The sequence below is a fragment of the Winogradskyella sp. 4-2091 genome (assembly GCF_045765065.1).
Classification (GTDB): domain Bacteria; phylum Bacteroidota; class Bacteroidia; order Flavobacteriales; family Flavobacteriaceae; genus Winogradskyella.
In genome coordinates, this window is sequence record NZ_JBJKOD010000007.1 from 92636 (window position 1) to 107549 (window position 14914).

At 32.1% G+C, this 14914-nt stretch carries 10 protein-coding genes; 4 read left to right on the forward strand and 6 right to left on the reverse strand.

Translation table 11 applies throughout. From position 1 onward, the window contains the following. The first annotated feature begins 46 nt into the window (after window positions 1-46). Together ACJBCC_RS10835 and bshA are read left to right on the forward strand one after the other, a co-directional pair. The gene (locus tag ACJBCC_RS10835; protein ID WP_407557177.1) at window positions 47-3004 is read left to right on the forward strand and encodes a glycoside hydrolase family 3 N-terminal domain-containing protein; all 2958 of its coding nucleotides are present in this window, start codon (window positions 47-49) and stop codon (window positions 3002-3004) included. A gap of 171 nt (window positions 3005-3175) precedes the next feature. Next, complete coding sequence (bshA, locus tag ACJBCC_RS10840) at window positions 3176-4312, forward strand: N-acetyl-alpha-D-glucosaminyl L-malate synthase BshA (RefSeq protein ID WP_407557178.1); 1137 nt, start codon at window positions 3176-3178, stop codon at window positions 4310-4312. Here the strand turns inward: bshA and ACJBCC_RS10845 are convergent. The 5 genes from ACJBCC_RS10845 to thrA all read right to left on the reverse strand — a co-directional run bounded on the left by ACJBCC_RS10845 (window position 4309) and on the right by thrA (window position 10145). Continuing rightward, entirely contained in the window at window positions 4309-4659 is a 351-nt protein-coding gene (locus ACJBCC_RS10845; protein WP_407557179.1) for a ribose-5-phosphate isomerase, read from the reverse strand. The two genes, bshA and ACJBCC_RS10845, sit on opposite strands and share 4 nt — an antisense overlap. Before the next feature lie 6 nt (window positions 4660-4665). Further along, window positions 4666-5286, reverse strand: a complete 621-nt coding sequence (locus tag ACJBCC_RS10850; RefSeq protein WP_407557180.1) for a hypothetical protein — start codon at window positions 5284-5286, stop codon at window positions 4666-4668. Between the two features lie 58 nt (window positions 5287-5344). After that, window positions 5345-6637, reverse strand: a complete 1293-nt coding sequence (thrC, locus tag ACJBCC_RS10855; protein WP_407557181.1) for a threonine synthase — start codon at window positions 6635-6637, stop codon at window positions 5345-5347. An 82-nt stretch (window positions 6638-6719) separates the two neighbouring features. Then, window positions 6720-7643, reverse strand: a complete 924-nt coding sequence (locus ACJBCC_RS10860) for a homoserine kinase (RefSeq protein WP_299100430.1) — start codon at window positions 7641-7643, stop codon at window positions 6720-6722. A 27-nt stretch (window positions 7644-7670) separates the two neighbouring features. Further along, window positions 7671-10145 carry a bifunctional aspartate kinase/homoserine dehydrogenase I gene (gene thrA, locus ACJBCC_RS10865; RefSeq protein WP_407557182.1) on the reverse strand — a complete coding sequence of 825 codons (2475 nt, stop codon included), beginning with the start codon at window positions 10143-10145 and terminating at the stop codon, window positions 7671-7673. A 391-nt stretch (window positions 10146-10536) separates the two neighbouring features. Here thrA and ACJBCC_RS10870 point away from each other — a divergent pair, with 391 nt between their 5' ends. Then, on the forward strand, window positions 10537-12099 hold the full coding sequence (locus ACJBCC_RS10870; RefSeq protein WP_407557183.1) for an NAD(P)H-hydrate dehydratase: 1563 nt from the start codon (window positions 10537-10539) through the stop codon (window positions 12097-12099). A 61-nt stretch (window positions 12100-12160) separates the two neighbouring features. Here ACJBCC_RS10870 and ACJBCC_RS10875 read toward each other — a convergent pair whose 3' ends face one another. After that, complete coding sequence (locus ACJBCC_RS10875; protein ID WP_299100426.1) at window positions 12161-13198, reverse strand: TlpA disulfide reductase family protein; 1038 nt, start codon at window positions 13196-13198, stop codon at window positions 12161-12163. A gap of 128 nt (window positions 13199-13326) precedes the next feature. On the opposite strand from ACJBCC_RS10875, the gene hutH reads away from it, so the two are divergent. Continuing rightward, window positions 13327-14856: a histidine ammonia-lyase gene (gene hutH / locus ACJBCC_RS10880; protein ID WP_407557185.1), complete on the forward strand. Its 1530-nt coding sequence runs from the start codon at window positions 13327-13329 to the stop codon at window positions 14854-14856. The last annotated feature ends 58 nt before the right edge of the window (window positions 14857-14914 follow it).

The following is a 14914-nucleotide window of genomic DNA, read 5'->3' on the forward strand; positions in this document are numbered from 1 at the left end:
TGGCACAATATTCGTTATCTAAATAATAAACGAAAAAAGATTGCCAATGCGTTACTTTGCCCTTTTTCTTATGTGCTTGTGTTTTCAAATTAATTTTGCACAAGATCTTTTTAATAATCCGCTTCAAACAAAGGATGCTGTCCAACAAAAAAAATGGGTAGATAGTCTGTACAACTCCATGTCTTTAGAAGAACGAGTTGGACAACTTTTTATGGTGCAAGTGTTTTCAGACAAAGGTAAAACACATGAAAATGGCATTGCTAGTTTAATTAAGAACCATCATATTGGTGGATTAATTTACTCTAATGGAGGACCAGTGCGTCAAGCAAAACTAAATAATGAGTTACAAGCGGCTTCAGATATTCCATTGTTAGTTGGTATGGATGCAGAATGGGGTTTAAGCATGCGTTTAGATTCTACTTATGCCTTTCCTTGGAATATGACTCTCGGAGCAATTACGGATAATAATTTAGTAGAACAAACTGGAAGACAAATAGGAGAACATTGTAAACGACTTGGTGTACATTTTAATTTTGCACCAGCAGTAGATATTAACACAAACCCAAATAATCCAATTATTGGAAACCGTTCCTTTGGTGAAGACAGAAATAATGTAACAGAAAAAGGATTAGCTTTTATGAAAGGCATGCAAAGTGCTGGTACATTGGCTAATGCTAAGCATTTTCCTGGTCATGGTGATACTGAGGATGATTCCCATTTAAAATTACCAACGATTAATTTTAGTGCAAAACGTATAGATTCTATAGAGTTATATCCTTATAAAAAACTTATTAAACAAGGTTTGGCAAGTGTAATGGTTGCGCATTTAAATGTGCCAAGTTTAGAAAAAAGGAGAGGATTTCCTTCTTCATTATCTAAACATATTGTTACAGATATTTTAAAAAAGCAATTAGGTTTTAAAGGTTTAATTTTTACTGATGCTTTAACCATGAAAGGTGCTGCTGATTATGTAGAAAAAGGCGTAGATGGTACAAGAGCTAGGAGTTTAGTGAAAGGTGGAGAAATTGATCTAATGGCTTTCTTAGCAGGTAACGACGTTATGCTGATGTCTGAAAATCCGGCAAAAGGTATTGAGAAATTAGTAGAGGCATTTAACAATGGAACCATAACTGAAGAACGATTGTCACATTCAGTTAAGAAAATATTAATGGCGAAGTACAAAGTTGGACTTAATAATTATTCGCCAGTAGGAATTTATAATTTAAAAAATGATTTAAACAGAATAAAGGACGATGCGCTCTATGAAGAACTCATGGAAAATGCCATTACAGTTGTTAAGAATTCAGATGAATTATTACCAATTAGAGACTTAGAAACTAAGAAAGTGGCCTATGTAACTTTAGGTGATGATAATGGTTCTGTGTTTTTAGACGAATTAAAAAAGTACACTAAAGTACATGAAATCAAAGCGGATCAACTAAATGAGATAATAAATAAACTTCAAAATTATAATACTGTTGTTGTTGGGTTTCATAAATCTAATGCTAATCCGTGGAAAGGATTTAAGTTTTCTCAAAAAGAAATGGCATGGTTGTATGAAATCGCTAGAACAAATACAGTAATACTAGACGTGTTCGCAAGACCTTATGCCTTAAATGATTTATTGTCTGTAGAAAATATTGAAGGCATAGTAATGAGTTATCAAAATAGTAAAATTGCGCAACAAAAATCAGCGCAATTAATTTTTGGTGCATTACCAGCAAAAGGAAAATTACCTGTAAGCATAGGAGAATTTTTTCCAGTAGGTACCGGAGAAACTTATAACTCTTTAATGAGTTTAACTTACGGTTTACCAGAGCGTGTTGGTATGGATTCTCAGCTATTAAGCCGAATAGATTCAGTAGCCAACCATGCTGTAAACGGAAAAATGACGCCTGGTATTCAATTAATAGTAGCGCGAAAAGGTAAGGTGGTTTATAACAAAAACTTTGGTTATCATACCTATTCTAAAAAAAATAAAGTAGATAGTGATGACATCTATGATGTAGCGTCGTTAACCAAGATATTAGCAACCTTACCAGTTTTAATGGAGTTAGAAGAAAGAGGTTCAATTTCTTTAGATGATAGATTGAGCAAGTTAATTCCAGAATATCGAAATACAAACAAAAAGAATGTAACCTTAAAGAAAATGTTATCGCATTACGCGCAACTGAAACCTTGGATTCCCTTCTATTACGCTACTTTAGATACTGTCACTAAAAAGCCTGATCCTAAATATTATAGAAAAACTAGAAGTAGTGAATACAATGTAGAAGTCACTAACACACTTTTTATGCGTAATGACTATCAAGATTCTATACAGAAAATAATTAGAGAAAGTGAATTACTTTCATCTTTACGATACAGGTACAGTGATTTACCTTACTATATTCTAAAGGATTATTTAGAAGGTTTTTATGATAAACCACTTAGCGAAATTACTCAAGATCGTTTTTATAAATCTTTAGGTGCAAATCGTACCACCTATAATCCACGAAAAAAGTTTAGTTTAAAAGATATTGTACCAACTGAAATAGATAATTATTATCGTTACAAAAAGGTACATGGTTATGTTCATGATATGGGAGCAGCTATGCAAAATGGAGTAGGAGGACATGCAGGAGTTTTTAGCAACGCTAATGATGTAGCAAAGATTATGCAAATGTATTTGCAAAAAGGATTTTATGGCGGAAAGCGCTACTTCAAAAACGAAACCGTAGATAAGTTTAATTACTGTTATTATTGTGGTAACAATAATAGACGAGGCATCGGTTTTGATAAGCCTCAGTTAGGCGAAGAAGGCCCAACTTGTGGTTGTTTATCTATGACGAGTTTTGGGCATTCCGGATTTACAGGAACTTACGCTTGGGCAGATCCCGAAGAAGAAATTGTTTATATCTTTTTAGCCAATAGAACGTATCCGCAAGCAGGTAAAAATTTATTATTACGCGAGAATATTAGAACAGAAATTCAACGTTTAATTTATGAAGCCATTATTGATTAACGTCAAATTACGAACGTTAAAAAGTTATTAAAGTTAAATCTTAAGCTCGGTAAAATGGTAACTTTAGATAATTGAAAAATTGAGTGAGAAAGGACTTATATATTATTTCGACTACAGATAAATAATTAGCATTTCAACTTTTAATTTATTACTTAAAACCAAAAATATTACATGAAAATAGGCGTAGTGTGTTACCCAACATTTGGAGGAAGTGGAGTTGTGGCTACAGAATTAGGTATTGAGCTTTCTAAGCGAGGTCATGAAATTCATTTTATTACCTACAGCCAACCCGTTAGACTAGAATTATTGAGTAACAATGTACATTTTCATGAAGTGCACGTTCCAGAATATCCATTATTTCATTACCAACCATATGAATTAGCTTTATCGAGCAAATTAGTAGATATGGTTAAATTATATGGCATTGAGTTATTGCATGTTCATTATGCCATTCCGCATGCTTATGCAGCATTTATGGCACAACAAATGTTAGAAGACGAAGGAATTATTGTTCCTATTGTAACAACGTTGCATGGAACAGATATTACATTAGTTGGTAGTCATCCGTTTTATAAGCCAGCTGTAACATTTAGTATTAATAAATCAGATGCGGTAACTTCTGTTTCGGAGAGTTTAAAGAGAGATACGTTACGTTTATTTGATATTAAAGAGGAAATTCACGTTGTTCCTAATTTTATTGATATTGAGAAACTAGAACATAATTTTACAGATTGTCAGCGTGGTATGATGGCTAACGATAATGAGCGTATTGTCACTCATATCAGTAACTTAAGGGAAGTGAAACAAATTCCAGATGTTATTAAGATTTTCTATAATATTCAAAAGGAATTACCAGCAAAATTAATGTTGGTTGGAGAAGGTCCAGAAAAAGAAGCCGCAGAACGCTTGGTTGAAGAATTTGGAATTACAGATCGTGTTGTTTTCTTAGGAAATAGTAATGAAATTGACAGAATTTTATGTTTCAGTGATTTATTTCTATTACCATCAAAAACCGAAAGCTTTGGTTTAGCTGCGCTGGAAGCAATGTCTAATGGAGTACCTGTAATTTCTACGAATACGGGAGGTTTGCCAGAAGTAAATGAAGATGGTTTTTCGGGATATTTAAGTGATGTCAATGCGGTAAACGACATGTCAGAAAATGCAATTAAAATCTTATCTGACGATGATACTTTGAATAAGTTTAAAATTAATGCGAAAATTCAATCTGAAAAATTCGATCTTCGAAATATCGTACCTATGTATGAAAAGATATACGAAGAAACTTTAAAGAAGTTTGTTGTACATTAATTAGACCAAACAGCGTAGCCTTCACGTCTTAATTCTAACGTTATTTGCTCTTCTGCTTTTAATGCTTCAGCTCTAGTAAAAAAAGGGTCGATATGATTAAATAAGCTAGGACGTAAATACGTACCATATTTTTCAACAATATTCGAAGAAATTTTATAGCCTTTCTTATTTCTATGTCCTGTTTTATGCTGAAGAAATCGTTCTTTAGGCGTTTTACTCGTCATGCCAACATATAAACATTCTAAAACACCGTTAAACTGCGGATTTGCTTTTCTAAACTTCGTATTTTCTGTAAACACACGTTTAGAAAGTTCTATAACGTAGATGGTGTAAAGGTTTTTTGGCATTATTTGTTAATCTTCTGTTGAGATAACTTCATTTTGTATTAATAAATAATCTTTAAAGTTTTCTTTTATTATTTTAAAAACATATGTTGGATGATATTCAAATCGATGTGTAAAGTAATTACCTTTATAGTCAATTATAACAAATCCTCCACAAGGATAAGGAGCTATAAAGAATGTATTTTCAATAATCATGTCAGGATCTTGAATCCATTGAATTTCTGAGCCAAAACCTCGAATTTCAGCATTTAGCTGATTCACAAAAATGTGATTTCCAATATTTAATTTTTTTGATTTACGTTGATATTTTGTATAATCATTCTTAGGAAGATAATGTATAATCAATAATTTTTTGTCATCGTAGTCAACCTCTTCTGGTAATGAAAATTTAGTCCTTATAGAATCTAAAAGACTTGTTGATATTTTTCCTTTACGAAATCTTAATGTATTAACATATATTAAAAGTGAATCTGTTTGAAATTTTAATTTTCTTAAATAACTGGTTTCTTCAACGTTATCATACTCAGATTTTGTGATTATCGTTAAGCTGTCATTAGCATAAACAATTTTTTTTTGACAGAAAGCAAATTGAAATACAGAACAGAAAAATATTATTATAGTTATCTTCATAAAATAATTGAACGCTTAGCTGCAAATGATGTTATTCATCCAATTTATTAAAAATAAATTATTTATTAAGTAAAAATGCTTTTAAATCTTCATAAGAACTCGCTTTAATAGCTACTTTTTCTTTATCCATTACTGCTTCAATTTGTGGTGGTAAAGGCACTGATTCTTCAATAACCTCTTCAACTACATCTAAGAATTTTGTTGGGTGTGCTGTTTCTAAAAACACCACATGTGCATCATTATTTTCTTGGTATTTTTTTGCACCTAAATAACCAACAGCGCCATGTGGATCAGCAATATAATTATAGTCTTTATAGATTTCTAGTAAAGCTTCTTTGGTCGCTTGGTCTGTAAAACTATAAGAAGATAGGTTTGCCTTTAGCGTATCAAAGTCATTATTGTGTAATTCTTGTATTCTGATAAAATTACTAGGATTACCAACATCCATAGCATTACTAATGGTTTGTACGGATGGTTTTGGGTTGTAAGTTTGAGAAATCATATATTTTACAACCGTATCATTTGCATTATTAGATGCAATAAAGTGTTTAATAGGTAAACCTAATTTTTGCGCAACCATACCAGCACAGATATTTCCAAAGTTTCCGCTTGGTACAGAAAATGCAATCTCTTTATGCTTAGATTTTAATTGTTTATAGGTAAACATAAAGTAAAACAACTGTGGTAACCAACGCGCAATATTTATTGAATTTGCAGATGTTAGTTGCATTTTACTTGTTAATTCTTTATCCATAAAGGCACGTTTTACCATGTCTTGGCAGTCATCAAAAACACCATCTACTTCTAAGGCTGTAATATTTTGTCCTAGAGTTGTTAATTGCTTTTCTTGTATGTCGCTTACTTTACCACTTGGATAAAGGATAACTACATTAACACCTTTTACACCAAGAAAACCATTAGCAACAGCGCCTCCTGTATCTCCAGAAGTTGCTACTAATACCGTAACATCGTTAGTGTTAGTTTTGTTGAAATAGCCTAAACATCTCGCCATAAAACGAGCGCCAACATCTTTAAAAGCCATTGTAGGACCATGAAACAATTCTAAGGTTGAAATATTTTCATTAATCTCAACAACAGGAAAATCGAAATTTAAAGTTTCCTCAACAATCGTTTTTAGTACATCTTCTGGAATTTCAGGAAGTATAAATTGTTTAATCGCTTCAAATGCAATTTCTGTATTAGATTTGTCTTCAATAGTTTCAAAAAATGAAGGGTCTAAAGGCGTAATTGATTCAGGAAAATATAAACCTTTATCTGGTGCAAGTCCACGGACTACAGCATCTGCAAAAGTTGTAATGGGTGCTTTTTTATTTAAAGAGTAATAGTTCATTGTATTATATTATTTTTTTCGACAGAATTTGGTAATTATTTAACTCAGTCTTCAGTCTTCAGTCATCAGTCTTCTGTAATTTCTACAAAATTCTAATTCCTTCGGTATTAATTTTAGAAACATAAGTTTCAAATTTGATATCTGTATTTGAGTAGACCTTTCGAATGGCTTGTTCTACCGTTTTGGCGGTAGCTTCACTTTTACTAAGCATAAAAATTGAAGGACCAGAGCCAGAAATTGCACAACCTAAAGCTCCTGCTTCTAATGCAGCAGATTTTACGTCATCAAAATGCGGAATCAATTGTTTTCTATAAGGTTCTATAACCACATCATTTAATGATTCTTTTATTAAATCGTAATCTGAAGTGTGTAAGCCATGTACCAAACTTCCAACATTTGCCCATTGAGTAATGGCATTTTCTAAAGGAATTTCTTTTGGCAATATGGCTCTAGATTCTGATGTTTTAATTTCAATCTGTGGATGAATTAATGTTGCAAATAAATCAGAAGGTGTTGGTAATTCTAATACCTTTAATGGACAAGCACTTTTTACTAATGTAAATCCTCCAAAAATTGCAGGCGCTAAATTATCTGCATGCTCACATTTACTAGCTAAGGCTTCGCCTTTCATGGCGAAATTTGTAAGCTCAGTATTGGTTAATGGTTTTCCTAGTAATTCATTCATACCAAAAACACTACCTGCAGCACTTGCTGAACTACTGCCAATTCCACTACCTGGTTTTATCTTTTTATAAATTTCAATTTCGAATCCGCAATCTGGCTGTAACGCATCGTACATTGCTAATGCCGAAACACCAGCAACATTCTTTTCTGCTTCAAACGGAAGGTCGTAGCCTTCAATCTTCGTGATTTTAATTCCTTTTTCTTCTGTTTTTCTAATAACCATTTCATCTCCTATGGTATCTAAACAAAAGCCAAGTACATCAAATCCACAAGCGACGTTAGCGACTGTAGCAGGCGAAAATATTTTGATTTCGTTTTTCATGTTTATTTTCCGCAAAAGCGGTAATCATTAATTATTAGCAATTCTTATAATATCTGCAAACAAACCAGAAGCCGTAACATCTGCACCAGCACCAGCACCTTTAATAATCATGGGTTGTTCTGGGTAACGCTGAGTGTAGAACATTACAATATTATCTTTTCCTTTTAAGTTGAAAAAAGGATGACCTTCAGGTATTTCTTTTAAACCTACTTTTGCTTTTCCGTCGTTAAACTCGGCTACAAATTTGAGTTGACAATTATTGTCTTCAGCAGATTTGAATAAACTTTGATAATAAGCTTCATCAGTTTTCAGGGTTTCAAAGAAATCATCAACAGAAGATGCATTCATTGCACCATCAGTTAAGAAATTATCACTCTCTAAATCGGAAAGCTCAATAGCGTGTCCGCTTTCTCTAGCTAAAATTAAAACTTTACGTGCTACATCAATTCCGCTCAAATCAATTCTTGGGTCAGGTTCTGTATAACCTTCTTCTTGTGCTTGTTTTACGACATCATAGAATGTAGTTTCAGCATTAAAGTTATTGAATATAAAGTTTAAACTACCAGATAAAACAGCTTGAATTGTATTGATTTTATCTCCAGAAGTTATTAAATGACTTAATGTGTCAATAACCGGTAAACCTGCACCAACATTGGTTTCAAATAAGAATGAAGCATTGTATTTACGCGATAATGTTTTTAACTCATTATAATATTCAATATTACCAGAACATGCAATTTTATTACAAGCGACAACAGAAATACTTTGTTTTAGATATTCGCCATAAATGTTAGAAACCGCTTCGTTTGCAGTAATATCTACAAAAACAGAGTTTCTTAAATTTAAGGATTTTGCATGTTGAAAGAATCCGTCTAAACTCGCTGTTTCCCCAGCGTCTAATTGCTCTTTCCAGTTTTTAAGATTAATTCCTTCATCATTCACAACCATTTTTCGAGAGTTAGATAAACCTGCAACTCTTAGATTGATTTTAAAGTTTTCTTTAACGTAGGCTTTTTGTTGTTTTATTTGTTCAATAAGTCGTTCGCCAACATTACCAACACCAGTAATAAATAAATTAATTTGTTTCGTTTTTATTTCAAAAAACTGTTCGTGTAAACTATTTAAAGCCTTTTTCACATCGTTTTTATGAATTATAGCAGAAATATTACGTTCAGACGCACCTTGCGCAATCGCTCTAATATTTACGTTGTTCTTGCCAAGCGTACTAAACATTTTGCCGCTAATTCCTTGATGACTTTTCATTTTATCGCCAATTACTGCAATGATAGATAAGTCTGTTTCAACAACAATTGGGTCTATTTTTTGTAATGCAATTTCGTATTCAAAAACCGTATCAATAACCTCTTTTGCGCGTTGTGCATCATTTGCCGAAATTCCGAAACATATAGAATGCTCTGAAGATGATTGTGTTATTAATATGATATTAATTTTCTCTTGAGCAAGCGTTTCAAAAAGACGTTTACTAAATCCAGGAACACCAACCATACCATTACCTTGTAAGGTTAGTAAAGCAATGTTTTCAATATTACTAATTCCTTTTACAGGCGAATTATCTGCATTAACGGTGTTTTTAGTAATTGTTGTACCAATAGCTTCTGGTTCCATTGTGTTTTTAATTACAATAGGAATTTCCTTCTTAAGCACTGGCATTACTGTAGGAGGATATAAAACTTTTGCACCGAAATGTGATAGCTCCACAGCTTCTTGATAAGATAATTCAACAATAGGAGAAGCCTGTTTTACCAGTTTAGGGTTTGTAGTGTACATACCACTAACGTCTGTCCAGATTTGTAATTCGTCAGCATCCATAGCAGCAGCAATAATAGCAGCTGTATAATCGGATCCACCACGACCTAAAGTAGTAATTTCGCCATGTGTAGATTTTGAAACAAAACCAGGAAACAATACTATAGCATTAGAGTTAGATTTAAAAAACTCTTGAATATTAGAATTGGTAACTTCAAAATTTACAATAGCATTATTAAAGTTAGAATCTGTAATAATTACTTCTTGTGAGTTTTTTAGAGTAGCATCTAATTGTCTAGACTTAAGCGTATGATAAATTATTGTAGAAGACAATGCTTCGCCAAAACTTAATAATTTATCTTTTGTCTGAGGTGACAACTCGTTAACGAGGTATATACCATTAAGTAGACTTTTTAATTCGTTTAATTTATCAGAAACTATTTCACGTAATTTATCTTGATTTACCTTTAACTCATTGTTCTGATCTGAATTTTCAAATAAGCCTTCAATCACTTCATTATGTATAGACCAGATGACATCGTATTTCAGTTTGTAATCTTCGTTTTTAGCACAAGCTAAATGTGCAGCTTCTAATAGTTTATCTGTAATACCACCAACGGCAGAGACTACAACAGCAATATTTGTGTTTTTAGATTGTTGATCTAATATATTTATAACTTTATTTATGTTTTCGGCTGAACCTACTGATGTTCCACCAAATTTAAGGACTTTCATATTTTATATAATTTAAGAGAATAAAATGTCTGTATAGACAAAAAGGGACGGAAAGCATATTATAAATTACCCCAAAGGGTAATAATAGTTGAAATAAAAAACATAGAAATAGACATACCGAATGTATGTGAGATTGTATTTTCTGATATGTTTATTTTTTTCGTCATTACATGTCAAAAGTATTATTTTTACAGTAATAAAAAAACTAATTATTCCTTTTTAAGGAATTTGTAAAAAAGGGCTAGTCTTTGCAATTAAATTGAATTATTGCTAGCATTTTACAACTTGTGTTAAACAATTCACATGTAACAATCACTATGTTGAAATAAATTCTCAAAATGAGTTTATTGATAATGTTACAGGTAATCACTTTAAAATTATAACTAGTAAAATGAAATTATTTTCTAAAGAACAAATTTATGAAGGCGATAAACTAACTACAGAACGTCAAAAAATAACATCAACAGATTTAATGGAACGTGCGGGAATTCAGATTTTTAACTGGATTCACATGCGTATGCAAGGCGCTCAAGTACCAATCCACGTGTTTTGTGGAATAGGTAATAATGGAGGCGATGGTTTAGTGTTAGCAAGGCATTTAGTAACTCATGGCTATAATGTGGTCACTTATATTGTCAATTGTAGTGATAAACGATCTAAAGATTTTTTAATTAACTACGATCGTATAAAAAATGTTACGAAGGATTGGCCTAAAATGTTGAGTTGTGAAAATGATTTTTCTGAAATAGTTATAAAGGAGGAAGATATTATAGTAGATGCTGTTTTTGGGATTGGTATAAATCGCCCGCCAAACGATTGGGTAAAAGCCCTTTTTGAGCAATTTAGAATTTCTAAAGCGTTTACGTTATCAATTGATATACCTTCAGGATTATTTACAGACAAAAGAGTAGAAGATGAAAAAGATGTTGTTAATGCCAATTACACCTTAAGTTTTCAGTCGCCTAAATTAGTGTTCTTTTTACCAGAAACAGCAAAATACACAGTACAATGGGAAGCTTTAGATATTGGTATTGATCGCGATTATTTAATAAAAACAGACACAGAAGTAGAGCTTATTTCAAAACATGAAGTATTACCACTTTATAAGCCAAGACAAAAGTTTTCTCACAAAGGAGAATTTGGACATGTCATGATTTTAGGAGGAAGTTATGGCAAAATCGGAGCTGTAAATTTAGCGAGCAGAGCAGCTTTAGGTTCTGGAGCAGGTTTAGTTACAGCATATACTCCAAAATGTGGTTACCATAGTTTACAATCTGCAATACCAGAAATAATGGTCATTACAGATAGTGATGAAACTCATATTTCTAATATCAGTTTTGATTTAGAGCCAACAGTTATTGGAGTAGGAGTAGGGCTAGGTACTTCTGCGAGAACAATAAAAGCTTTTGAAGCTTTCTTAAAAGAAAATAAAAGCCCATTAGTTGTAGATGCAGATGGTCTTAATATTTTATCTAAAAAGAAAGCGTTATTAAAATTACTACCAGAATTTACCATCCTCACACCACATCCTAAAGAGTTAGAGCGTTTAATTGGTAAATGGTCAGATGATTTTGATAAATTAAAAAAGGTAAAAGCATTCTCTAAAAAATATAATCTGATTGTAGTTATAAAAGGTGCAAATACTATAACCGTTTTTCAAGATAAATTTTACATAAATACAACAGGAAATCCTGGTATGGCCACAGCAGGAAGTGGCGATGTTTTAACCGGAATAATATGTGGTTTAGTTGCACAAGGCTATGAGCAGTTATCTGCAACTATTTTTGCGGTTTATCTACATGGCAAAGCAGCAGATCTTCAACTCGAAGACTATGGTTATCAAAGTTTAATTGCGAGCCATATCATTGAAGGTGTGAGTAAAGCATATATTGATTTATTTAAAAAACCAGAGCCGCCACAAGAAGAACAGCCAGACGAAAAACCAAAACAATAATCATAAAAAAAAGCCAAACAGTTAAAATGTTTGGCTTTTTAATGCTTCTATTATGAATAATTTAAATTTCTAATTCGTTAAATAATTCTATTAAGCTCGGGCTTGATGGTCTTGGTGCATCAGCACTTACAATATTACCATTTGGGTCAATTAAGATAAATCGAGGAATTCCATTAATTTTATAGTTTTTGATGAAATCAGATCGGAAACCATTATCTGCATACAACTGAATTCCGCTTAATTCTTTATCTACAATCATTTTTTTCCAACCTTGATATGCAGCAGCTGCATCATTTTTGTAACCACGACCATTATCTACAGAGATACTTACAAACGCAATGTTTTTACCATGATATTGCTTTTCAATCTTCTTAAGAGATGGAATTTCTCTAATACAAGGAGGACACCAAGTAGCCCAAATATCAATATAAACGTATTTACCTTTTAAATCTGAAAGTGACATTGTGCCACCAGCATAGTTTTCATAATTTTCAAAAGTTGGAGATATAGATCCTTTAGGTAATGCACCAATAATGGCAAATTTAGAACTCACAAACTGATCTATCTGCTTTACTGTGCGATCTACGTTCTTATCCATTAATGCCAAATGGGTAGAATCCACAGCAGGATATTTCTGTTTTAAATCTTGATAAGCAGATTGGTAATCTTCTAACGCTTTTTCAACATCTTCTTTACTACCTTTAGAAACAAGGTCTTCAGTAAAATAATCCTTACCCATAGTGTAGGATTTTAAAGAAAAGTTATTTGTATCAGCGCCATCACCTTTAAAAACCATAGAATCAATAAAAGATTCATAATCTGTTTCAAAAGAAGAAGAATTATCATTCTCTAAATAAATAGTTCCATATTCTTTACCATGCTGAAGATTGTAATCACCTGCTACAACTTTCAATGTATCTGAAAAAGAACCATCATCATTTAATGTAATCAGTTTTTCGTAGCTCTTACCTTTAAAAATTTTAAGCGTTTTACTTTCATCTGGATTTTCAATTTTTCCAGAAAGTGTAACGTAATCTTTAGGTTCACCTTTACATGCTACTAATGTTACGGCAGTAACTAGTAATAATAATCTTTTCATTTTTAAAATTTTTATTCGAACGCAAAAATAAGCATTAATCGTTAAATAAAAAGTACCAATGAATTATTAACAAAACCTTGTAAACTGTAAAATTATTCTCAATTTTGAGTACTAAATAATTTTAAATAATGAATAACTATCATACTATCTCTTCAGACGCTTTAGATATTGTAACCATTTACAATATTTTTTACAAAAATAAAAAGCTAAAACTTTCTGAGGAGTCTATAAATAACATTCAAAAATGTAAATCATATTTAGATCATAAATTGGCGAGTAATAAAAAGCCAATGTATGGGATTAACACAGGTTTTGGTTCTCTATATAATGTGAAAATTTCTGATGAAGACTTAAGTCAATTACAAGAAAACTTAGTTATGTCTCATGCTTGTGGAACTGGAGAACGTGTACCAGAATCTGTAGTTAAAGTGATGTTACTATTAAAAATACAGTCCTTAAGTTATGGACATAGTGGAGTACAATTAGCAACCGTAGAACGCTTAATAGAATTTTTTAATAACGATATATTTCCATTTGTATTTACACAAGGATCATTAGGTGCTTCTGGAGATTTAGCACCTTTGGCGCATTTAGCTTTGCCTTTATTAGGGAAAGGAAAAGTGGTACATAAGAATAAAGAGTATGAAGCAGCTCAATTATTAGAAGAATACAATTGGGAACCTATAACCCTCGAAGCCAAAGAAGGGTTAGCATTACTAAATGGCACACAATTTATGAGTGCCTATGGTGTGTATTTATTATTAATGTCACATAAAACATCGTATTTAGCTGATATAATAGCTAGTATTTCTTTAGATGCTTTTGATGGTCGTTTAGATCCTTTTCATGATTTAGTGCATGCCGTTCGTCCTCACCCTGGACAACGAAAAGTAGCCAGACGTTTTAATGAATTCTTAAAAGGAAGTGAACTTATTACTAGAGAAAAAGAACATGTACAAGATCCTTATTCGTTTCGTTGTATTCCTCAAGTGCATGGTGCAACTAAGGATACATTAGATTTTGTTGAAAAAGTAGTATTAACAGAAATCAATTCGGTTACTGATAATCCTAACATATTTCATGAAGAAGATTTGATTATTTCTGGTGGAAATTTCCATGGTCAACCGCTAGCATTAGCTTTAGATTACCTGAAAATTGCGATGGCAGAAATAGGAAATATCTCTGAAAGACGAGTGTTTCAATTGGTTTCAGGATTACGAGGACTACCTGCTTTTTTAGTGGATAATCCAGGATTAAATTCAGGATTTATGATTCCTCAATATACAGCGGCAAGTATAGTAAGTGCAAATAAGCAATTAGCAACACCAGCAAGTGTAGACAGTATTGTATCTAGTAATGGCCAAGAAGATCATGTAAGTATGGGCGCAAACGCAGCTACGCAAGCTTACACGTTAGTGAAAAATGTAGAACGTGTTATTGCCATAGAATTAATGAATGCGTCGCAAGCTATAGAATTTAGAAGACCACTTAAAACCTCTCCTTTATTAGAATCGTTTTTAGAACAATACCGAAAAGTGGTTCCTTTTATTAAAGTTGATGAAGTGTTACACGATGATATTCAAGCGTCAATTCAATTTTTAAATGATGTAGATATTGAAATTGAAGAATTGTTTTTAAATTCTTACGATTTAAAATAAATTCAAAAATATATTTTAAAAGGTTTGAAAATTACCTTCTTAAGAATTGTTTTAAGTT

Excerpts from the sequence above, each read along its gene's own strand:
- ACJBCC_RS10835 (WP_407557177.1), top strand. The coding sequence starts at position 47 with ATGCGTTACTTTGCCCTTTTTCTTATGTGCTTGTGTTTTCAAATTAAT.
- bshA (WP_407557178.1), top strand. The coding sequence starts at position 3,176 with ATGAAAATAGGCGTAGTGTGTTACCCAACATTTGGAGGAAGTGGAGTT.
- ACJBCC_RS10870 (WP_407557183.1), top strand. The coding sequence starts at position 10,537 with ATGAAATTATTTTCTAAAGAACAAATTTATGAAGGCGATAAACTAACT.
- ACJBCC_RS10845 (WP_407557179.1), bottom strand. The coding sequence starts at position 4,659 with ATGCCAAAAAACCTTTACACCATCTACGTTATAGAACTTTCTAAACGT.
- hutH (WP_407557185.1), top strand. The coding sequence starts at position 13,327 with ATGAATAACTATCATACTATCTCTTCAGACGCTTTAGATATTGTAACC.
- ACJBCC_RS10850 (WP_407557180.1), bottom strand. The coding sequence starts at position 5,286 with ATGAAGATAACTATAATAATATTTTTCTGTTCTGTATTTCAATTTGCT.
- ACJBCC_RS10875 (WP_299100426.1), bottom strand. The coding sequence starts at position 13,198 with ATGAAAAGATTATTATTACTAGTTACTGCCGTAACATTAGTAGCATGT.
- ACJBCC_RS10860 (WP_299100430.1), bottom strand. The coding sequence starts at position 7,643 with ATGAAAAACGAAATCAAAATATTTTCGCCTGCTACAGTCGCTAACGTC.
- thrA (WP_407557182.1), bottom strand. The coding sequence starts at position 10,145 with ATGAAAGTCCTTAAATTTGGTGGAACATCAGTAGGTTCAGCCGAAAAC.
- thrC (WP_407557181.1), bottom strand. The coding sequence starts at position 6,637 with ATGAACTATTACTCTTTAAATAAAAAAGCACCCATTACAACTTTTGCA.